General features: G+C 68.4%; 21 protein-coding genes. 12 read left to right on the forward strand and 9 right to left on the reverse strand.

The annotated features are described in order from the left end of the window. The 3 genes from VIM26_RS23670 to VIM26_RS23680 form a co-directional block, all read right to left on the reverse strand. The coding region (locus VIM26_RS23670) for a hypothetical protein (protein ID WP_331955787.1) at positions 1 to 543 on the reverse strand (543 nt) is incomplete at its 3' end. Between the two features lie 1,497 nt (positions 544 to 2,040). Next, positions 2,041 to 3,273 carry a GmrSD restriction endonuclease domain-containing protein gene (locus tag VIM26_RS23675; protein WP_331955788.1) on the reverse strand — a complete coding sequence of 411 codons (1,233 nt, stop codon included), beginning with the start codon at positions 3,271 to 3,273 and terminating at the stop codon, positions 2,041 to 2,043. Between the two features lie 397 nt (positions 3,274 to 3,670). Next, entirely contained in the window at positions 3,671 to 4,132 is a 462-nt protein-coding gene (locus tag VIM26_RS23680; RefSeq protein WP_331955789.1) for a hypothetical protein, read from the reverse strand. Positions 4,133 to 5,132: 1,000 nt separating this feature from the next. On the opposite strand from VIM26_RS23680, the gene VIM26_RS23685 reads away from it, so the two are divergent. From VIM26_RS23685 to VIM26_RS23710, 6 genes are all read left to right on the forward strand, one after another. Next, entirely contained in the window at positions 5,133 to 5,393 is a 261-nt protein-coding gene (locus VIM26_RS23685) for a hypothetical protein (protein WP_331955790.1), read from the forward strand. A gap of 11 nt (positions 5,394 to 5,404) precedes the next feature. After that, on the forward strand, positions 5,405 to 5,839 hold the full coding sequence (locus VIM26_RS23690) for a hypothetical protein (RefSeq protein ID WP_331955791.1): 435 nt from the start codon (positions 5,405 to 5,407) through the stop codon (positions 5,837 to 5,839). A gap of 4 nt (positions 5,840 to 5,843) precedes the next feature. Further along, a complete protein-coding gene (locus VIM26_RS23695; RefSeq protein WP_331955792.1) occupies positions 5,844 to 8,567 on the forward strand; it encodes an ATP-binding protein in 2,724 nt (907 codons plus the stop codon). A gap of 122 nt (positions 8,568 to 8,689) precedes the next feature. Then, positions 8,690 to 10,615: a hypothetical protein gene (locus VIM26_RS23700; RefSeq protein WP_331955793.1), complete on the forward strand. Its 1,926-nt coding sequence runs from the start codon at positions 8,690 to 8,692 to the stop codon at positions 10,613 to 10,615. Continuing rightward, complete coding sequence (locus tag VIM26_RS23705; RefSeq protein WP_331955794.1) at positions 10,612 to 11,196, forward strand: hypothetical protein; 585 nt, start codon at positions 10,612 to 10,614, stop codon at positions 11,194 to 11,196. The genes VIM26_RS23700 and VIM26_RS23705 overlap by 4 nt, the downstream gene beginning before the upstream one ends. 18 nt (positions 11,197 to 11,214) lie before the next feature. Continuing rightward, the gene (locus tag VIM26_RS23710) at positions 11,215 to 12,531 is read left to right on the forward strand and encodes a peptidoglycan DD-metalloendopeptidase family protein (RefSeq protein ID WP_331955795.1); all 1,317 of its coding nucleotides are present in this window, start codon (positions 11,215 to 11,217) and stop codon (positions 12,529 to 12,531) included. Positions 12,532 to 12,562: 31 nt separating this feature from the next. Here the strand turns inward: VIM26_RS23710 and VIM26_RS23715 are convergent, their stop codons facing one another. Continuing rightward, positions 12,563 to 13,126, reverse strand: a complete 564-nt coding sequence (locus VIM26_RS23715; RefSeq protein ID WP_331955796.1) for an HD domain-containing protein — start codon at positions 13,124 to 13,126, stop codon at positions 12,563 to 12,565. Positions 13,127 to 13,751: 625 nt separating this feature from the next. On the opposite strand from VIM26_RS23715, the gene VIM26_RS23720 reads away from it, so the two are divergent. After that, positions 13,752 to 13,958, forward strand: coding sequence for a hypothetical protein (locus tag VIM26_RS23720; RefSeq protein WP_331955797.1), 207 nt, complete (start codon positions 13,752 to 13,754; stop codon positions 13,956 to 13,958). Here VIM26_RS23720 and VIM26_RS23725 read toward each other — a convergent pair. The 4 genes from VIM26_RS23725 to VIM26_RS23740 are packed head-to-tail and all read right to left on the reverse strand — an operon-like array spanning position 13,942 to position 15,913. Then, positions 13,942 to 14,082, reverse strand: coding sequence for a hypothetical protein (locus VIM26_RS23725; protein WP_331955798.1), 141 nt, complete (start codon positions 14,080 to 14,082; stop codon positions 13,942 to 13,944). The two genes, VIM26_RS23720 and VIM26_RS23725, sit on opposite strands and share 17 nt — an antisense overlap. 41 nt (positions 14,083 to 14,123) lie before the next feature. Continuing rightward, positions 14,124 to 14,324, reverse strand: a complete 201-nt coding sequence (locus tag VIM26_RS23730) for a VOC family protein (RefSeq protein ID WP_331955799.1) — start codon at positions 14,322 to 14,324, stop codon at positions 14,124 to 14,126. 22 nt (positions 14,325 to 14,346) lie between these two features. Continuing rightward, positions 14,347 to 15,225 (reverse strand): hypothetical protein, encoded by an 879-nt coding sequence (locus tag VIM26_RS23735; protein ID WP_331955800.1) that lies wholly within the window; start codon positions 15,223 to 15,225, stop codon positions 14,347 to 14,349. Positions 15,226 to 15,241: 16 nt separating this feature from the next. Next, positions 15,242 to 15,913, reverse strand: a complete 672-nt coding sequence (locus VIM26_RS23740; protein ID WP_331955801.1) for a DUF1684 domain-containing protein — start codon at positions 15,911 to 15,913, stop codon at positions 15,242 to 15,244. Positions 15,914 to 15,959: 46 nt separating this feature from the next. On the opposite strand from VIM26_RS23740, the gene VIM26_RS23745 reads away from it, so the two are divergent. The 5 genes from VIM26_RS23745 to VIM26_RS23765 all read left to right on the forward strand — a co-directional run bounded on the left by VIM26_RS23745 (position 15,960) and on the right by VIM26_RS23765 (position 19,055). After that, positions 15,960 to 16,907 carry an LLM class F420-dependent oxidoreductase gene (locus VIM26_RS23745; protein ID WP_331955802.1) on the forward strand — a complete coding sequence of 316 codons (948 nt, stop codon included), beginning with the start codon at positions 15,960 to 15,962 and terminating at the stop codon, positions 16,905 to 16,907. 127 nt (positions 16,908 to 17,034) lie between these two features. Further along, positions 17,035 to 17,571 (forward strand): hypothetical protein, encoded by a 537-nt coding sequence (locus tag VIM26_RS23750; RefSeq protein WP_331955803.1) that lies wholly within the window; start codon positions 17,035 to 17,037, stop codon positions 17,569 to 17,571. A gap of 42 nt (positions 17,572 to 17,613) precedes the next feature. Next, on the forward strand, positions 17,614 to 18,138 hold the full coding sequence (locus VIM26_RS23755; protein WP_331955804.1) for a hypothetical protein: 525 nt from the start codon (positions 17,614 to 17,616) through the stop codon (positions 18,136 to 18,138). Beyond that, entirely contained in the window at positions 18,131 to 18,685 is a 555-nt protein-coding gene (locus VIM26_RS23760; protein ID WP_331955805.1) for a hypothetical protein, read from the forward strand. The genes VIM26_RS23755 and VIM26_RS23760 overlap by 8 nt, the downstream gene beginning before the upstream one ends. Positions 18,686 to 18,782: 97 nt before the next feature. Further along, positions 18,783 to 19,055, forward strand: a complete 273-nt coding sequence (locus VIM26_RS23765) for a hypothetical protein (protein WP_331955806.1) — start codon at positions 18,783 to 18,785, stop codon at positions 19,053 to 19,055. A 173-nt stretch (positions 19,056 to 19,228) separates the two neighbouring features. Here the strand turns inward: VIM26_RS23765 and VIM26_RS23770 are convergent, their stop codons facing one another. Further along, on the reverse strand, positions 19,229 to 19,828 hold the full coding sequence (locus VIM26_RS23770; RefSeq protein WP_331955807.1) for a GNAT family protein: 600 nt from the start codon (positions 19,826 to 19,828) through the stop codon (positions 19,229 to 19,231). Positions 19,829 to 19,936 lie beyond the last annotated feature (108 nt).

Raw genomic sequence — 19,936 nt, forward strand, 5'->3', positions numbered from 1 at the left:
GGATTCGCCGTCTGTCGTGGCGTCCGACGTCGTCGACGGGGAGGTCAGCCCGAACCTGATGTCCCCGGACGCCGTGGCGACCGCGAGCGAGGACGAGGTGGCCGCGGACGAGAACCGGGGGCGCAGCGGGTGCAGGCCCACAGTGAAGGAACCGTCGGCGGCCTTCACGACCGAGGTATCCACCGGTGCCAGTGCGCCGCTCGCGTTGGGGATATTCCGGGCGAAGTTCGAGGACTCCAAGACCTGCGTCCCGTTCGGGTTCACGAACGTCGACGTCGTATCGGTGCGCAGCCCGGACACCTCGACCCGGTGTCCGAGCTCCGCGGCGGCGACCCCCGCGGAGAACTCATCAGGGCGCTCCAGGACGTCCTGCCGGGCCGCCACGGGAGCAGCCACGACGAGCGCCGTCGGCTCATAGGTCGCGGGTGCGGCCGCGGCCGGTGCCCCGGCCACCACCACGGCGAGTGCTGCGCCGGCCGCGATCAGCGGAACCCCCCGCCGCCACGACTTCGGGGTGCCCAAAAGCCCAGTAAGAGACGCCATCGCCTGCTCCTGCGGTCCTGACCGTCACGCGTGACGGCACGCCAGCACGACGCCATACGACCCCGATGAGCCGTACAACACCAAGTGCAAGAACCCACAGCGAGCATCTGGCAAACGTAATGTAGCGACGCGAGCTGACTGAGGTATTGCGTTCGAGAAGCGAAAGTGCTTCGGCGAATTGAATTCACCCGGCATGCTGGCAAATTTCACAATGAGGACAGTTCGACCATTTATGCAGAAAACGGGCAATGGCTGAGGCAAACGAGCCAATTCAAGATTCCGGTGGGCGCCTCGATGGGCCCCGACGAAGGAGGCGCCATGAACTGGGCCAACCGGTGGGGCTGGCTGGCGGGCGTGCTGACCACCCGACGCCTGGCGGGGTCCCGTCCTCGATTGCGGTCTGCGGTCGGTGTCAGCTCGGCTGTCGAGGCGGGCGCCACCCGTGCTATTCGCAACATTCCAATACGCAAGAGCACCAGTTGCGTCCGCTGCGCGTCCCTACGTGGTCGCTGCGCATGCAGACGAGCTTTGAACTGGACTTTCTGATCGCTGCCGTGCGCAATGTGCCTCGTGCTCAGCGTCGGATACCCGAGGCATATCGACCAACGATCGACGGCCAGCAGATGCTCAAGTTGCTTCGAGACGTCTCGCGAGCATTTCGACGTTGCTGACCCTTGGGCGAGCGTCGATCTCGCCAAGAAGTATCCGGAAGTCACCACGGGAGTGATCGCATACACCCTCACGGAAATTTGGGCACTTCACCGCCGGCGACTTCCACGAGACCCGCGACGGCTCCTGCCGGCTCGTCCCACCACTCACGCACCTTCTCGTCGAAGCGATGCCCGTTACGCCACCGCGATCGGCCCCGTCGCCAAGAGCGTCGCGCACGCCATTGCCCGCAGCAGCCCCGGCAAGGTCTAGCTACGCACCCCAGTCACCCGCGCCAACAACGTCCGAGCGCAGACCCGCGGCGCCCGGTCAGCCGAGCGCACCCCGGTCTCGACGGTCGGGCCCGGACCGATGCCCACGTGCCGTTTCTGCAGGGTGCTGCTGTCCGACAAGACCCGCCAACTCTGCCCAACGTGCTGGCCCGTCACCCGCAACGCCCACGCGCGGATCATGCTCGAAGCCAGCCTCACCACTCGAGTAGCCGCCCGCGCAGCCGGGGCAGACCCGACCCAGTCTGCCGAAGCCCGCACCAAACGACACCAGTCACTCGTCGCGATCAAAGCCCACGAAGCGGACTGGACCACGGGCGGCGGTCAGAGCCCCGTGACCGAAGCTGTGCTCCACGAGCATGTGCTGCCACTGCTCCGTCAGGTCACTATCCGTCAACTCCAAGACGCCACAGGCTTGTCACCCTCGGGGTGCTCGTTGATCCGCAGCGGCAAACGCATCCCACACCCCAGACACTGGGCAGCACTCGCAGGACTGACCTCAGAGCTCCCAGCGAACTGGGCGTGCCCGTCGGACGCCGACCTGGACCTGGCCCTGGGGTTATTCGCAGGCGATGCCGTCCCCGTCCCGGTCCAGGCGTTTGGCGTAGCCCGGTTCGCCGATGTGAATGGGCGCGGCACCTGCGGCGCGAGCGGCTGCGCAGTTCGCGTAGTAGACCTCAGCGGGAGCGGGAGCGGGAGCGGGAGCGGGGGCCGGAGGCGCCGGCGCTGGAGCAGGAGGCGCTGGCACCGGTGCGGGAGCGGGTGCGTGCGTCCGCGTGGGTGTGGGCGTGGGTTTGGGCTTCGGCGGCGGTGTGACGCCGGCAGGCAGCGGCTGGTTCGGGCATCCCGACAGGATGCTGACCATGGCATTCTGCTCAGCTTTGGTCACCCACAGGCCGTAGGCGAACTTGACCCCGACCTGCCGGGCCACGTACTTGCACCGATACGCCTTGTTCGGCGGAAGCCACGTTGCGGCGTCCCCGTCACCCTTCTGCATGTTCAGCGGGCCGTCGACCGCGAGCAGGTTCACGAAGTCGTTGGCAAACGCGACACGCTTGCTCGAGTCCCACTGCTGAGCGCCCTTCTGCCACGCGTCCGACAATGCGACGACGTGGTCAATCTGAACGGCGTTCGACGTCTCCTGGCCGCGCTCGAAGTTGATGCTCTTCCCGCTATACGGGTCCGCGAGGGTCCCGGTGAGCACCACGCAATCGTGGGTGCCCGTCTTGTAGGTCACACCGGTGAGATCGCGTCCCAGGACGTCGTTGCGCTGGTCGCAGCCGTTGCGGTCGATTTCCGTCCACCCGGAACCGAACTGGTCCCGGGTATACCCGGTCTTGGGTGCGCGTCCCTTGACTGCGAGCAGCAGTGCCGTTGCCAGCGCGGTTTGCGGCTTGGCTGTCGCGCCGACCTTCGCGACGTTGACGTCGGGTGCCAGCTCGGGCGGCGGCAACGTCGCCGCCTGCTCGGCGAGCGTCGGTTCCGTGCGCGTAGGCGTGGGCGTCGGGGTGATCGACGGCGCCGACGTAGCGCTCGGGCCCGCAATCGGTGAAGCAACCTGCTTGGCCTCAGGGCGAGTCCCTGCGACTGCGGCGCCGACCACCAGCAGAACGAACCCGCCAGCCAAGACTCCCGCGGCAGCGCTCCGCGTGGACCGCCCAATCCACCACGTCTGCCGGATCAGCGCGTACACGCCGGTACCCATTGCGTACAGGCCCACGAACATGATCAAGCCGCCAAAGCCGCTTAGTAGACCCAGCAGGGCGAACAAGACCAGACCGACCAGGCCCACGATCTGTAACCGCCTCAACCTCGGTCGACCACTGGTCTGCCCAGTTGGGGGATCGTCGCTGATCCAGAACTGGTGACCTGCCGGCGGTGGGCCCCAAGCAGGGTCCGGCCTCCACCCAGTCGGTGGCCGCCACTCCGGGCTTGGGGGCGCAGGCCAGTTCGGCGGCGAGTTGTACCACTGCCTGCCAGATGTTCCAGCCATGCGTGCCCCCTGCTTCCACAAGACCAGTTGCCCCGGGCCGTGCGTCAAACCATGCTGACAGAGACTGGCCTCGCCGCGACGCCGAATGGTGACAATCACCCCAAGAGGCCCCTGATGGCCGAAGTCGGCCAGGCGCAGGAGCGGACGGTCCGAAGCGCGGCATTCGGCCTTGGGTCGGGCCAGGCTGCATGTGGGGTCAGGGCAGCGGGCCGGAGAAGATCGCCGGGGCATGCGAGAGGTCCGGGGTGAACGTCATTGTCACGCTACCGATCTCGGCAGCAGGGACCGCATAGGCCTCGACCACTGCCTGCTGCTGACCGGGCAGAATCATGCCCTCGAATGAGTTCTCGAGGTTGTTGGCAGTGTCGATCACCCGGCCCGCCTGCAACCCGCCCGCCCCGTAGGTGACCGACGCCTGCGTAAGAATCGGGTTGAACGCCGCCTTGGTTCCGTTGATGATCTGCACCTCGAACAGGTACATCTCCCCGCCCGATGCTTCTGCACCCGCGGCGTACGCCGTCGCCTTCGCGACACCCTTCGGGATAACCGCGACCGTGAGGCCATCCGCATAGGGCCATGTCTGACCGAACGGCAGGAACAGCGGAGCGACTCGTTCGGGGGTCGGTGTGGAGCGCGTGACTGGCTTCGGCGTGGTCACGGACGTCGCCGGTCCGCCGCTGGCTGCCGGTCCACCGCCAGAGGCGGAACTGCCCGACCCGCCCAGGCTCCCGATGATGATTCCAAAGACCAGGCCAATGACGCCCGTCAGAGTCGGTGCGAGCCACCGACGACGCCCCGCCGCAAGTGCGGGGCCGGGGCCGGGGGCAGCGAACGCCTGAGCGCTACTGGGGGGCGCTGGACTCGCACCACCTTCCCCCGTCCAGAACTGCCAGCCTTCCGGAGCAGGGGGCCACGAAGGGTCAGGAACCCACCCCGCGGGCGGCGTGCAACCGGACTCCGCTGCCGGCCACCCAGGCGGCACGTTGAACTTGCGGCCCATGGCTCTTCCCTCTCAGGATCAAGCGGCGGTCCCACCCTTGACGACAGAGTGCCCCTGCCAAGACCCCGCCCCACCTGAAACGATCGGCTTTCACCCGCTGGCAAGAGCGGCTACGTCGCCATTTCGGGTCAAGTCGCGCGGCGGAGGGATCTCGCGCGCCGCGGGACTTCAGAGTCCCGCCCGGCTCGTTCAACCGGGTTCTCGTCCTCATGTCGGCTTGGGTCTTCTGTGATGCGGTCAGCGCTGAGCGTCCGTGATCAGCCGGCCTCGGTAGCGGCCGACGGGCCACCGAGCCTCCCGGGGCAAACGGACGGCGAATTTGGGGTGAACAGGAGGAAACGATCTGCCACAGACGTATGAGACGTCTGACCGGTGAGGACGGTGCACCAATTACTGTTGATGGGCGCTCGTCTTGTTGTCGCTGTAGCCGAGGGCGTCGACCCCGACGGGCGCGGAGTTCCTAACATTGGTCTAGTGCACCGCGGAAGAGGCAACATCGTGGTTATCAGCCCCAGCGGTGATGAGTTCGTGGCCGTCGTCATCTCGTGAGTCTTGACAAGTGTCACCCGAACAAGACCGGTTCGCAATCTACCGGCAAGCTCATTTATAGCGTATAATTCGGAATGCGCTACACGCTGCAAACAAGGAGGATCACACCGTGATTGACACCATGCTCCACACCGCCGCTGGCTTCGGTACGGGCGGCATTTCCGCATGGATCCAGAACAATGTTGTTCCCATTGTCTTGCTCGTTGCGGCCGTGGCTGCTCTTTGGGCGGGCAAGAGCGGGAACATCTCCAAGATCGTCACGATCTTGGTCTGCTGCGTGCTTGGTCTGTCCGTGCTGGCCCTGGCGACCACTGGCGCCGGGGCCGAGATCGGGACGTGGATCGTGTCCCTCGTCCGGTCCCCGGCCTGAGGCGCCGCGCGGTGCGGCTGCCTGACGACGATGAGATCTACGACGTCGACGCGACCTACCTGGGGCCTCCCGGCCGGTACATCGGCCGCTTTCGCTATCGCGCGATCCTGGTTGGGCCATTCGTCTTCTTCCTCGGTCTGGCGTTTCTCACCCGGACCGGCATCGGCTACTCACTGCTGAGCGTCGGCCTGCTGCTCATCGGCTCTACGTGGCTGACGGGCTGGATCGTCGACAACACCTCCCAGGAGCGCCCCCTCGCGGTCATGGTGCAGACGCTCGGCCATGAGCTCACTGCGCGCCGCCACCCACTCAAGGGGCATCGCACCCGTCCTACGCGAGCGTTTCGGGCGCGCAGCACGCACATCGGCGCCCCTCACGATCTTCCCAGCGGTCGGCGCCGCTGGAGGTCGTACACCAACCGGTCATCATCGAAGGCAGGGGCATAGAGACATGCGGGTCACCGACCTCAAGGGGATTTTCGGCCGGGGAAACCCCGCAGCCGATGACGAGCCCACCATCGACTACGACCCGGCCGAGGAAGAGGCCACGGGCGCCCGCCCAGCAGACCGGACCGCACCTGGCCATGCCTCGCACCCCGAGATCCCCAAGCCGCACGGGACGGGGATGGGGTGGGCACTGTCGCGGGTGCAGAACCACGTGACTTTCACCGACAAGCGCATGACGGCGTGGTACCTCCTTGACCCTCAGATGTGGTCCTTCCGCAGCGTCGCGGACGGCGAGGCTCTCATCGCCGCCCAGGCCGCGCAGATCGCGGAACTCGTCGGACGCACGATCTACGGCCGGATCACCACCCGGCCCTACCCCGTCGCGTCCTGGGCCGAGGCCGCGTGGAACAACTCCCCGGCACCGACCAAGGGCTTCGAACAGATCCTCGAGCGTGACCAGCTCCAGCTTCGCCACCGGATGCAGGCCGACAAGCTCGTCTACTACGGGGTCGATCTGGGCACCAGATCAACGGTTGTCGACTGGTCCTCGCGCGTCTCCACCGACATTGCTCGCCGCGAGATGGAAGCCCTCCAGGCCAAGCTCGACGAGACCGACGCCATCATGGCGGGCGCCGGCATCGAGGCAGTTCCCGCCGTGGGCAACGACATGGCCTTCTTGCTCGCCCGATCCTTCGCGCTGGGCTGCCCAGCTCCGACCCAGGACAGCGTCGAGGAGGTCGCCTGGGACGCGGACGACCTCGACGAGTTCGCCGCCGCCACGAACTGGAGCGCGGAGCCGCTGGCCCAGTCCGTCCGGGTCGATTCGACCATGGGTGAGCAGCCGATCACGCGCCACGTCGTCGTGCTTACCGTGGGTCGGATGGGAGAGATGTTCATCCCCGAGAAGGAAGAGCCGTGGATCGCCAAGACCGACAAGCTGCGATTCCCGGTCGAGTGGTCCTTCCGGCTCGACGTGCGCCGACCCGAGGACACCGCCCGGGAGATGAACAAGCTCTCCGACCGGATCTCGGCGCAGTGGGACCACTACACGAAGGACCACGCCAAGGAACCCCCGCGCCAGCTCGCCCGCCAGGCGCAACGCGCGAGCGAGGTCGAGGACGAGATGCGCAGCGGCTTCGACGGGCTGTCCACACGCCTTCGAGGCTGGTTCAGGATCGCCGTATCGGCGCCGACGGAGGCCGAGGCGCTGGCTCGCGCGAAGGTCGTCCAGAATCTCTACAAGCCCGGAATCAAGATCGAACGCGAGTTTGACCAGTTCCGCCTGGCGCGCGAGTTCGTGCCCGGCGAGCCGCTGGCCAACTCGGGGCACACGCGCCGGATGCCCGTCCTGAAGTTCTCCGCCGGGGTGCCGGCCGCGACGGCCGAGGTCGGGGACAAGCGTGGGCCCCTGTGGGGATACACGTCCGGCTTCTCCGAGCGCGCGGTCACGTGGGACCCCTGGTACGGCCCGGAGGTGGCCGAGGGCTCCGGCCTGGTGCCGATCATCAGCGTCATGGGCGGAGGCAAGACGGTCCTCATGGGCGGGATCGTCTACAAGACCTGCGCGAGCGGCGTGCCGTGGACGGTCATGGACCCGTCCGGGCGCCTGGACGCCCTCACCCGCATGCCCGAGTTCCGCGGGATCTCCCGCGCGGTCAACCTGCTCAACAGCGAACCGGGCGCACTGAACCCCTACGCCCTGGTCCCCGATCCGCACCTGTCCTGGTTCCGGAACGAGCTCGACCCAGACCGTGCCTGGCGGCTGGCGATGAGCGCGGCCGAGGCTCAGCGGCGCGACCTCGTCTACGACACGCTCCGCTGGTGCCTGCCGCCCAAGACCGCCGAACGCGAAGACGTCCAGAGCACCCTGCGCGACGCGATCTCGAGCTCTGAGGCACGCCCGCACTCGACCATCGAGCCGGTTCTGCTGACCTTGCGCAACGCCCCGACCCAGGACGTGGTGCCCCACCAGATCCACTCGCGACTCCAGGAGGCAAGAGACCGCGAGCTGTCCCGGCTCTTCTTCGCCAGCGCCGACTCAGGTAACCATGGCGAGGCGAGCGACGACGTCCGGCTGACGGTGTTCTCCCTCAAGGGACTCGCCCAGGTCGACGAGACTCGGCCGCGTGAGGACTGGTCCTACGACGAGCTCATGTCCAGGCCGATCCTCAACCTCGCCGCCTGGTCCGCGCTGCGCAACATCTACCGCGCGGACATTCACGAGCGAAAAGGAATCGCCCTGGACGAGGTCCACGAGATCACCAAGACGGGCTCAGGTGCCACGCTCGTACAGAAAGTGGCGACCGACTCGCGCAAACATGACATCTGCGCCCTGATTGCCACCCAGAATGCCAGCAGTGTGCTCGGCCAGAACATCAACAACCACGTGGGCTCCGCGTTCGTGGGTAAAACGATTGCTGAAAAGGACCAGAGCGCAAACTGCGAACTCCTCGGTCTACCGGTCGGCGTGGGATACGAGTCGGTCTTCGGCCGGTTGAGCATGAAGTCTCGCCGCTCGACCGAGCGAGGCACACCGCGCGAGTTCATCTTCAAGGACGGAATGGGAGGAGAGGGCGGGCGCGGGGGGATGGAACGCATTCGCGTGGACTTCTCCAATCACCCCGATCTGCTCGCCGCGCTCGACTCCACCTCCGACCCGGACAAGCGCCGCTCGGTCCAGGCCGCCGAAGAGGCGCGGGCCATCGAGGACGAAGAGGTGTTCGTGTGACCGGGACTCGGAGTTTCCGCGTCCTGGCGGCCCTCCTGGTCGCGCTCGGGCTCACCCTCGCCGGACCGGCCCTCGGGGCGTCGGCGGCCCCGGCACAGGCCGCAGCTGGGGTGGTGCTCCCCATGAAGAACTGCGCGCCGCCCCCCGAGCCGGCCCGACCGACATCCGGGCTCCCCGGCAAGCTCGCCGTGCGGCCCACGGTCGCGCCGACGGCCGACCCGTTCACCGACCCGCACGTAGCCATCTCGGACGTCTACGGCTACTCCTACAAGTGGGTTGACTACGACGAGGGGTGCCTGCCGGGCACCAACCGCGTGACCACCGATCTCGGCAACGTGGCGCTGGCAGGTGCCGCCGCGACAAATGCGGTGACACAGTCGATGCTCAACAACGTGGTCGATCCGACCTGGTTGAAGCCGCTCGATCAGCCACTGACCCAGGCCACGGAGGCGGTCAAGAACGGGTTCTACGGCCCGTGGTTCACGGTGATCCTGCTCCTCGTGGCCGCCATGATCCTGGTCGCCGCAGCGCGCGCGGACGTTTCAGGGGCCGTGACATCGGCCGGGTGGGCGCTCATCGTCCTGGTGGGGACCACCTTCCTCATGTCCTATCCCGTCACGTCGGCGCAGGCCATTGACGGCCTCATCGGAGAGACCGTCACCGCGTCGGCCCGCGCGGCCGGAACAGCACTCACTCCCACGACCGCGACCCCAGCGACCCCAGCGACGCCGGCAGCAACCCCGGCAAGCGACGCCAGCCGAGCACTGACAGCCCAGATCGACGTCATCAACCGCAACAGCCTTTATGCGTCTTGGCTGGAGGGGACCCTCGGATCGTCCACCAGCAAACTTGCCATCAAGTACGGCCCCGCGCTCTTTCGCGCCTCACACCTCACATGGTCCGAGGCCGATACCGTGGAAAACGACCCCACGGCCGGCAAGACGATCATCGAGACAAAACAGGCGTCGTGGGTCGACACCGCAGCGAAGGTGGAACAGGAAGACGCCCAGGCCTACCAACAGCTGACCGGGAACAAAGGCCGCTTCGACGCCGCGACAAGCGTCACCATCCAGACCCTCGTCACAATGCCGTTCCTGTTGATCGCCGGCGTGTTCGTCGTATTCGCGTACGGCGCGACCCGCGTATTCATCCCCCTAGTCCCGGCGCTCGGCGTCTTCGGGATGCTTGAAGTTGCACGCGGTTGGGTTCTCGCTACCGTCGGACAATTCGCGCGAATTCTATTCATGGGACCGCTATTCTGGTTGGGTGCGCTCGTTAATCTCGCGCTCGTCTCCTCGGTACTGCGATCCGATGTCCCCTACGCACTGAAACTTATTCTCGCGCTCATGATGCCGATCGTGCTTTTCAAGTTGCTCCTCCCCAAAAAATCCGCGCCCGGGATGGGTGCGCTCGGACGCCTGGCTCGTGCTGGCGCCGGATACATGCTCACCCGAGGAGCGGTCGCCGACGGGGTGGCCGATTCGAGCCGGCCCAAGGAGGCCCCGGTCGCCGACACACCAGCCCCGCTCGCACCAGCGCCCGCCACCAGCCCCGCATACATGGCCCCGGCATCTGCGGCCACCCGACCGGCCCTCGGCACCCGCCAGCCCCTCTTGGGCATCGGTGGCGGCACGGGCCGGAGCGGCGCCGACCTCGTGCATGGCTTCCGAGACGTCACCTCTCCGCGCTCGACGCCGCAAACGTTCGGGCCTGGGAGCGGTCGGCGCGCACTGACGACCACACGCCGACCCGAACTCGAGGCAGTTCCGGCCCCCGTGCACCAGGACCTGCGCCCCCACCCGGCCGTCACCTCCGATGACGACGGCGGCTACCGCCCGGCGCCGGCCATCGACGCTGACCGCCGTCCCACGCCGCAGACCGACGACCTCACAGCCCCGGCGCGAATCATGCGGCAGGGCGAGTCGATCCCCCAAAGCGTGTTCGAGGCGAACATCAGCATCATCGAGGGCGAGTCGGTGTTCACCGTCTGGCGCCCTCACGGCGCCAGCACGCGGCAGATGGCCACTGCCGCAGGGGGCAGGTCGTGATCTGGGCTGTGCTCGCGCCTGTCATCCGCTGGCCCCTGCGGTCGCCGTGGCGCCTCATCGGCGTGATCGTGGTCGTCATCCTGGGCGTGAATGCCGCGGGAGCACTGAACAGCTCCGGCGGGGGACCACCCGCCCGAGCCACTGAGAGCCCCACAACCGCGAATTCGACCCCTGGCAACGCGACGCCCACCCCGAGCGGGTCACCGCCCCCCGCCCGTGCCGCACATGATGAGATCGGCAATAGTGACGCGCTAAGCGGCGATCCCGCCGCGACCAATGACTCGGTAGCAGCCGCCCAGGCCGCCGCGCAGTTCGTCGCCGCATGGGCACGCCCTGACCTGTCCGCAACTGCCTGGCACGCCGCCGTGCGCCCCTTGGTGACCCCGAAGTTCTACACCGCACTCCAAACCACCGACCCGGCAAACATCCCCGCCGCCACCGTGTCTGGACAGCCCGTCCAGGTCGCCCTCAACAAGGAAGCAGGCGTGTTCGACGTCCCGACACGATCCACCTACGTGCGCGTGTTCGTCGAGCTGCACGCGCAGACCTGGCTCGCCACCGACGTCCAGCCGACCAACTGACCCGGCGGGGTACCAGCCATGGAAGCAGCATTTGCGGTACTCGCCACCTGGGCAAAGGCCCAAGCGATCGCGTGGCTTCGGCGCAACTGGCTCAAGATCGTCGCCGGTCTAGCGGTCCTCGCCGTCGGATGGGTGCTCATCATCAGCGCCGTCATGACGACGATCAAGGGAACTGACGCAACGGTGGCGGCGAGCAACGCCTGCCGTGGGCTCGGCTATCAGGTCGACTCCACTCTCTATCGGCCCACGCCCGTCAATGCTGTCCCGCCGATGCCGACAGGGGGTGCAGTCGACGGATTCGGACCTGGCGACGGCGCGCAGCTCGCCAACGCTCGCGCGATCATCGGCGCGGGCAAGGCGGCAGGGGTCTCCGCGCGCGGCATGGTCGTCGCCATCGCCGTCGCCCTCCAGGAGTCCGGTCTTCAGAATCTGGACCACGGCGACCGGGACTCGGTCGGCATCTTCCAGCAGCGGCCCTCGCAGGGATGGGGTACCCCTACGCAGATCCAGGACCCGGACTACTCCGCGCGGGCCTTCTACGGCGGTCCGTCCAGCCCGCACTTTGTCGCCAGTTCCGGCCAAGCGTCCCCTGGTGGGCTCTTGGAGGTCGATGGGTGGAAATCGCTACCCATCACCGATGCCGCCCAGCGGGTGCAGCGCTCGGGCTTCCCCGGCGCGTACGCCAAACACGAGGCGCGGGCCACGCGGATCGTCGCGGCGCTCTCGGGAGATGTCCCCCTCGCCCCCGCCGCCACTGCCCCCGGCACGAACCCGGACAGCTCCCCGCTCGTCAGCGCGGCCGACTATCGCGCGACCGGCGTCGACATCGACCACTTCTGTGCCGCCACGTTTCAGCTCACCGCCAGCGTCACCGCCAGCGCCGCGCACCCGGTCGTGCCCGCCACGATCCTCGCGGCCGGGACGTGGACGGCGCCCCTCAAGAGCCGGATCTCATCCGAGTTCGGTATGCGCTTACATCCGATATTCCACGACTGGAGACTTCATGCCGGAACGGACTTTCAGGCGGCCATCGGCACGCCGCTCGCTGCCGCATCGGCAGGCGTTGTCAAGAGCGTGTCCTGGTGGGGTGGTGGCGGGCTTACCGTCGCCATGACTCATCCCGGCGGCATCGAGACGTACTATCTGCACCTGTCTCAGGCGCTCGTCACGCCGGGTGACCCAATTCAAGCGGGTCAGATCATCGCACTTTCCGGTGCGTCCGGCGTCGGCACCGGAGCGCACTTCCACTTCGAGATCCATGACCGTTCCACACCGGTCGACCCCGTGCCATTCATGGCATCCCGTGGCGTGGACCTACGAGCGTGGTCCGGATAATCGGCGAGTGGATCGAGTGCTTCCTGGCGCGCTAAGCGGAGCGGATCGGCCAGGCATCCGCCAGCCCGAGCGCGTGCTTCCCGCGCGCCGACGACGCGAGCAAGGCAGAGCCTGACCGACGGATCGCTCGATTGACCGGGTGCCCGTCCTCATATCGGCTGAGGATTTCTGTGATGCGGTCGGTGTCTCGCGTCGGTGACCCGTCGGGCGCAGTGCCGAGGTCGATCATTGTCAGCAAGTCCAGATCGTGAGCCTCCGGTTGAGCGAACGCCGCGAGACGGTCCCCAAGCCCTCGCTCTTCGGCCTCGTAGAGCGCACCAGTGTGGAAGGCGACCAGGTCCACGATCTCGTTCGGAGCACGCAGTTTGGACAAGAACGTGGCACCGTCGAGCGGGTGGAAGCCGCTGCTGGCGATGCCCGGTGCGTACCCGACATCGTGCAGCCACGCCGCGCACACGACCGTCTCAGTCACGAGCTGCGACCGCTCGGCCAACTCCTCCGCAGTTCGCCCGACACGGCTCAGGTGGTCCCAACGGCGCCCCATGCCGGATACGTACTCCTCGGCCAGCCGCCGTGAGTCTTCGATGGTCCACATGGCTGCCATTATCCGTAGCCCCTCTTTGTGATGGACGCCGGACCCACCGGTCATCGCTCCCGGTGCTAGGCGCACCGACGCCGTCGGTCTCAATAGTGGTCTCATCCGTGAGGGTTCCGAGCCGTTCGGCGGGGTTCGCTCGCGGGGTAGTCCATGCGCAACCGCGTGCCGCGGACGCTCGTGGACTCCGCCGCCGAGACCTCGAAAGCGTGTGTGGGGGAGACTCCACCGTGGGTTCAAATCCCACCGCCACCGCCATATCGAACGCACGTCAGCCCCTCCCCGGTTCGCCGGGGAGGGGCTGACTTGTGCGTGGTCTCAAAACGCGGTCTCAACTGGCGCAACGTGGCCGCCGTCGAACACGCCTCCGGGTATGCCTACATCGCCCGCCCGCTATCTGTGTTCGTGATGCTTTCTTGCAGTGAGGAGAGGGCGCGCGGATCGGCGGGCCGCCCCGCGCGCGACTGAGCCCACAGCCGTACCCGAGAAAAGTGCGGCAACGACGCCGCCATCAGCCGCCCTACACCCGCCAGGTTGCCGCGCGCGTGCCCAGAGAGGTGCTCTCAATAGTGGTCTCATCCGCTGGGTTTCTGGGCCGTTTCGGGGGTTGTGGCTGGCTAGCACCATGGGAGCTGGGGACTACAACGTCGCGTTCGTCGATCTCGCCGGAACGCTGATCCACGAGACCATCACCGCCGCCGTGCCGCGCGTCGGCGACCACGTCGACCTGCCGTTGCTACGCGTGGCCGGAGCGGTCGATCTCGTCACCTGGCAGGTCACCGACTCGGACCGCAGTTCCCGCGCCTTCGTGCGCCTCAAGCCGCACGCCTGAGCGCGGCCGCCGGTTCCGGGGAGATCGCGACCAACATCACCGGGGTCGCCTCGGGCGCGGCCAGCGCGAGCGCGGTGCTGGCCCAGATGGGCGCCTCGGTCGACGAGTTCAGCCGGATGTCCACCGACCTGCGCGAACGGCTCGCGGCCTTCAGCTACTGAAGGCTCAGTTCCGCGCGGACTCCGGGCGCGGGGTGGTCTGCTGGACGGCCCAGCCGTTGCCGTCCGGGTCGCTGAAGAACACGAACGAGCCCCAGCTGAAGTCCTGGATGTCGCTGACCTCGACGCCGCGCCCGGCGAGCTCCGCGTGTGCGGCTTCGATGTCGGTGACCACGACCTGGAGCCCCTGGACCGAGCCGGGTGCCATCGTCGAGAGCCCGGTGCCGTCGTCACACGCCGAGCAGGCGCCGCCAGCCGCGGTGGTCCGCGACCGCGACGCCGAGGTAGCCGGGCCGGTCCGTCAGGGCGTGGTGCACGACGGCGGCCTCCCGCAACAGCGCTACCGGGCCCTCGTCGAAGAACGTGAGCTTCGCGTCCGCGGTGCCCGTCGGCGTGGCGGTCTCCACCCCGATCGTGAACGGGCGACCGGCGGCGACGGCCGCGCCGACCGCATGGTCGGCGAGAGTCAGGATCCCGCGCGGCCCGTCGGCGTGGTTGGCGTGCGCAAGGATCGACACCCGGTCCGCCCCGGCGAGCAGGGCGTCGAGCATCGTCGTCCCGGCGGGCTCGACGGCGCTCTGCGCGGGGTGCGCCGCGTCGCCGTCGTCGGTGAACGGCTCGTGCGCGAGCCACCACGGCGCCGTCACGTCCACGGGGAGCGGTCCGGCGGCGGATCGGGCGACGTCGAGCACGGTCAGGTAGCCGCGCATCGCGCCCGACTTGTCGCCGGACCAGCCCGGCACTTGCCAGGGCTCGACCTCGAGGTGCACGCGGTCGAACTCTCCGGCCGCGCGGGCGTCCGCGAGCCACTGCGCGACGAGCGCCGGCTGCTGCAACCAGGCCGCGTCGCCCCCCAGGACGCTGAGCTCGACCCCGACACCGTGCAGCGCCTCGCAGGCCTCCCCGAACCACCGTGCCCACGGGCCCTCGTGCACCGGCCAGGGCGCGGCGAGGTAGACCTCGCGCAGTTCACCCGCCTCCGCGTACGCGGCCAGCCGGTCGGGCGCCGCCGGCGCGAACCCGCGGCCCTGGTCGTCGTCGCTCGAACTCACGGGATTGTCCCTGGCCCACATCGCCGTGATCGCGCTGCCCGCACGGGATGTGGTCATGCGGCAATTGTCCTGCTTAGTGACGGTTAGCGGAACGGGCGGAGAGGTCCACATATCGTTCGCCGACCGGGACCTCGGCGGCAAGCACGTTCCCGGCCGGCGCCAGCGGGCACGCCCAGTCCGGGTCGTACGCGCACGACGGGTTGTAGGCGAAGTTCAGGTCCAGCACGAGCACTCCTGGCCGCGGCGCGCCGAGATCGGCACCCTTGATGGTGTCGAGCAGGTACCGGCCCCCGCCGTAGGTCCCGCCGTCGGGCCCCGCGAGCGCGTCCTTGACCGGGACGAAGAACCCGCCGGCGTAGGACCGCAGCAGCCAGACGTCGAGCGAGCCGAGGTCGCCCAGCTGCACGCGTCCGACCCGGGTGAATCGGACCAGGCCGTCCGTCCCGGTCGTCGACTCGAACGAGACAGGGGCCGCGGGCTGCACCTCGACCTCGACCTCGAACCGGAAGGCGGGGTCGTAGGGCGCGACCGCGAGGCCGGCGAAGTCGGCGCGGTCGGCCGCCAGCAGCGGCGAGGCGGGATGGTCGGCGAACAACTCGTCCCGGCTCTGGACCCACACGCCGTGCGCCGCGGACGGGTCGGTGGCCGCGATCCGGCGCACCTCGCGATAGTTCTCTGCGGTGCGCCGGCGCCAGTCGAGCACGTCGAGCGCGGTGGTCAGGTCCGGTTCGGTCTGCACGGTCATGCGGCCACTCTGCCAGGGCCGCCGCGCGCCGTGAAAAACTGGCGGCATGGACCTCCGCATCTTCACCGAGCCGCAGCAGGGCGCGAGCTACGACGACCTGCTCGCTGTCGCCCAGGCCGCCGAGAGGCTCGGGTTCGACGCCTTCTTCCGTTCCGACCACTATCTGCGCATGGGTGACGGCGACCCGCTGCCGGGCCCGACCGACGCGTGGACCACGCTCGCGGGGCTCGCGCGCGAGACCAGCCGGATCCGCCTCGGCACGCTCGTGACCTCCGCGACGTTCCGGCACCCGGGGATCCTGGCGGTCCAGGTCGCGCAGGTCGACCAGATGTCCGGCGGGCGGGTCGAGCTGGGCCTGGGCGCCGGCTGGTTCGCCGCGGAGCACGCCGCGTACGGGATCCCGTTCCCGGAGAAGCGGTTCGGGCTGCTCACCGAGCAGCTCGAGATCGTCAGCGGGCTGTGGGGCACGCCGGTGGGGGAGCGGTTCAACCATGCGGGGACGCACTACACGCTCACCGACTCCCCGGCGCTGCCCAAGCCCGTGCAGGCCTCGCCGCGCGACCCGTCCCGGGCGGGCGTGCCGATCATCGTGGGCGGCAACGGGCCGCGTCGCACGCCCGCGCTCGCGGCCCGGTTCGCGGCGGAGTACAACACCTCCTTCCCGCGCCGGGACGAGGTCGCGACCCGGTTCAAGACCGTGCGCGCCGCCTGCGACGACGTGGGCCGGGACCCCGACGACCTCGTGTACTCCGTCGCCCTGGTGCTGTGCGCGGGGGCCGACGACGCCGAGGTCGCGCGGCGGGCTGAGGCGATCGGCCGGGACCCCGCCGAGCTGCGCGCCAACGGGGTCGCCGGGACGGTCTCCGAGGTCGTCGACACACTGGGCGAGCTGGCCGACGCCGGCGCCTCGCGGGTGTACCTGCAGGTCCTGGACCTGAAGGACCTCGACCACCTAGCCCTGGTAGCCCGCGAGGTCATGCCCCAGGTCGCCTGAGCCGCCAAGCCGCCCCGCCCGGTTCTGCAAAGAAACCCGCGTTCTGCGAAGTCTCTGAGTTTGCGGAACGGGCGTAACGTCGCAGAACGCGGTCAACTTCGCTGAACCGGTGGGGGAGAATTGCGGCGTGCGCAATCGGCGGGACGGTCAGGTCTGGGTGCTTTCTGTTGTTTCTGGGCTGGTGTTCGCGGCGGGGATGACGGTCTATCTGCTGCACAACCACCCGGGGAGCGACCCGGTCCGGGTGGTCCTCATTTGCGTGATCATGGGAGCGTTCCTCGGCGGTGTCGCGGGATGGTTCGCCGTCAAGCAGCGGCGAGTGCTGTCGGGCGTCGTCGGCGACCTGTCCGCGGGTGACCAGCGGGCCGCCACCAGCGCCGCATCGCGCGGGCCGGCTCCCCAGGATCCCGAGATCCGGCGTGCTGCCGCACGAATTGCCATCCACCAGCTGAACGACATGGTGCGACGTCGGAGGCTGAGCCTGATCAGTCTCGGCGGTTTCATCGTGCTCTACGTATTTCTTGCCGCGACGTCATCGCCGTGGTGGTGGACCTTTGCCGTGATCTTCGTCGGCTTCCTCGCCGGCCAGCTGTGGATGCCCGGTCACCTGCAGCGTCGCATCGATCTCCTCACGGCCGACGTCGGCGCGCCACCTGGCGACTGACGCTGAGTTTTTCGAGGAACCGGGCGGGAGAGAATGGCGGCGATGCGCGACTATCTGCAGAACGCTCCACGGTGGGCGTGGATCCTGATCATGGGCTTCTCTTTCGGGGCGTCGATGACGGTGCTCGGCCGACTGTTCATCTCCGGGAGCTGGGCTGCGTCAGTCGTCGGTGGGGTGATCGGAGGGGCGCTCTACGGCGCGTTCATGGGGCCGTTCATCTACCGGCAGAGGCGTCAGCTCTCGGTCGCGGCGGGTGGGCTCTCGAGCGGCGAGCGACGGACGGCTGCCCGAGCGGCAACGCGCGGCCCGGTGCCGTCTGATCAGCAGATCCGGCTCGCGGCGGCACGGATCGCCGGCAAGCAGCTGGACAGCCTGGCGCGCATGCGGACGTTCACGCTGACCACCTTTGGCGTGGCGATCGTGGCCTACGCCTTCCAGGCTGTGACGACCACGCCGCTGTGGTGGGCGGCCGTCGCGTTCTTCGGCGCGATGTTCGTGATGCAGCTGTGGTGGCCACGCCGCCTGCGACGCCGGATCGACCTATTGACGGCCGACGCCGATGCGTAGCACCGCGGTTCGCGCGTATCTGCAGATCGCTCCCCGGTGGGTGTGGTCGCTGATCAACTGCCTCCTGAGTGCCGGGATGTTCACAACTTTCGGCTGGATCGACGACCCCGCGAGCGAGCACCCGTTCCGGAAAGTCGTCCTCGGTCTTGGCATGGGTGTCGTCATCGGTGCGATCACGGGACCGATGTCGGCACGTCGACAGCGCGGGTTCGCGGTGGTGGCCGGCGATCTGTCGAACGTCGACCTCCTGGTCGCTCGCCGAGCGTCCCGCCGGGGGCCCGCGCCGCTCGACCGGGAGATCCGGCACGCTGCCGCGCGACTCGCCGACTCCGAGCTCGACATTCTGGATCACCGTCGGGGGCTCAGGCTGATCGCGGGCGGGGCGGTCACCGTGATCTACATACCCTTCGCATTGACGTCCTCGCCGTGGTGGTGGGCCTTCGTCGTCCTCTTCGTCGGGCTCTTGGCCGCCGAGCTCTGGATGCCCGGCCACCTGCGCCGCCGCCTAACGCTCCTCACCGCCGACGCCGACGCCGATGCCGGCTGACCCACGCGCTTCTGCGAACAAACCGAGGTTCCGCGAACTCCTTGAGTTCGCAGAACGCGGGGAACTTTGCAGAACGCGGGTGGGGGAGGATGACCGGGTGACGATTTCTCGGCAGAACGGTCAGGTGTGGGTCAGGTCCGTCGTCTCGGGTCTTACGGCTGCGGGCAGGATGGCGGGAGATCGACGACGGGGGCTGATCACGTTCGGCGTGCTGTTCGCGTTCTACATCTACCTCGCGGCGACGTCGTCGCCCTGGTGGTGGGCGGCCGCCGCCGCGTATCTCGTCGTGATGAGCGCCGCCCAGCTCTGGTGGCCGCGTCATCAGCAGCGCCGGGCCGACCGCCTAGCGGCGCAGGACGCACGCGCGTAGTCCAGTCGGTCGGCCACCAACGAGCCCTCGCGACTCAGATCGACTCGGCGTCGGGCTCGAGTTCGTCGGTCCGAGGTCGAGTTCGCCGTTTTCAACCGGCGAAGTCGCGTCGAAACGGCGAACTCGACGCTCACAGGGAGCCGGGGAGCTGGGGAGCCGGGGAGTCCGCTGGCTCAGGTGGGGCGGTGGGCGGCCAGGCGGCGGGTCAGCTCGTTGCGGACGGACGCCCACTCCGACGCGATGATCGAGAAGACGACGGTGTCGCGCAGGGAGCCGTCGGGCATGACGCTGTCGTTGCGCAGGACGCCGTCCTGCTTGGCGCCCAGGTTCGCGATCGCGGCGCGCGACTGAAGGTTCATCCAGTGCGTCCGGAACTCGACCGCGATGCAGTCCAGCTCGACGAACGCGTGGGTCAGGAGCAGCAGCTTGCTCTCCGTGTTGGTGCCGGTGCGCTGGGCGGACCGGGCGTTCCAGGTCGAGCCGATCTCGACGCGGCGGTTCTTCGCGTCGACGTTCATGTAGGTGGTCATCCCGATGATCCGGCCGGTGTCGTTGCGCCGGGCCGTGAACGGCGCCATCGTGCCGGCGGCCGCGAGGGCGAGACGGCGCTCGATCTCGGCGCGCATCGCCTCCGGTCGCGGGACGGACGTGTACCAGAGGTCCCACAGGTCGCCGTCGCGGGCCGCGTCGGCCAAGCCGTCGTGGTGGTCGAGGGACAGCGGCTCGAGCGTTACCAGGTCGCCGACCAGGGTCACTGCGTTCAGGAAGGTCACCGCCACACCCTAAACACTCGTGCGGCAGGCCATCCGGCACCGGGTTGGCTGCGGGGCGTTTCCGCGGGAACGCCCTGGTCCCCTACCCGGCGGGTCGGAACTCGAGCT

Origin of the sequence: Pengzhenrongella sp., from assembly GCF_036565025.1 — a bacterium.
In the GTDB taxonomy this organism is placed as follows: Bacteria; Actinomycetota; Actinomycetes; order Actinomycetales; family Cellulomonadaceae; genus Pengzhenrongella.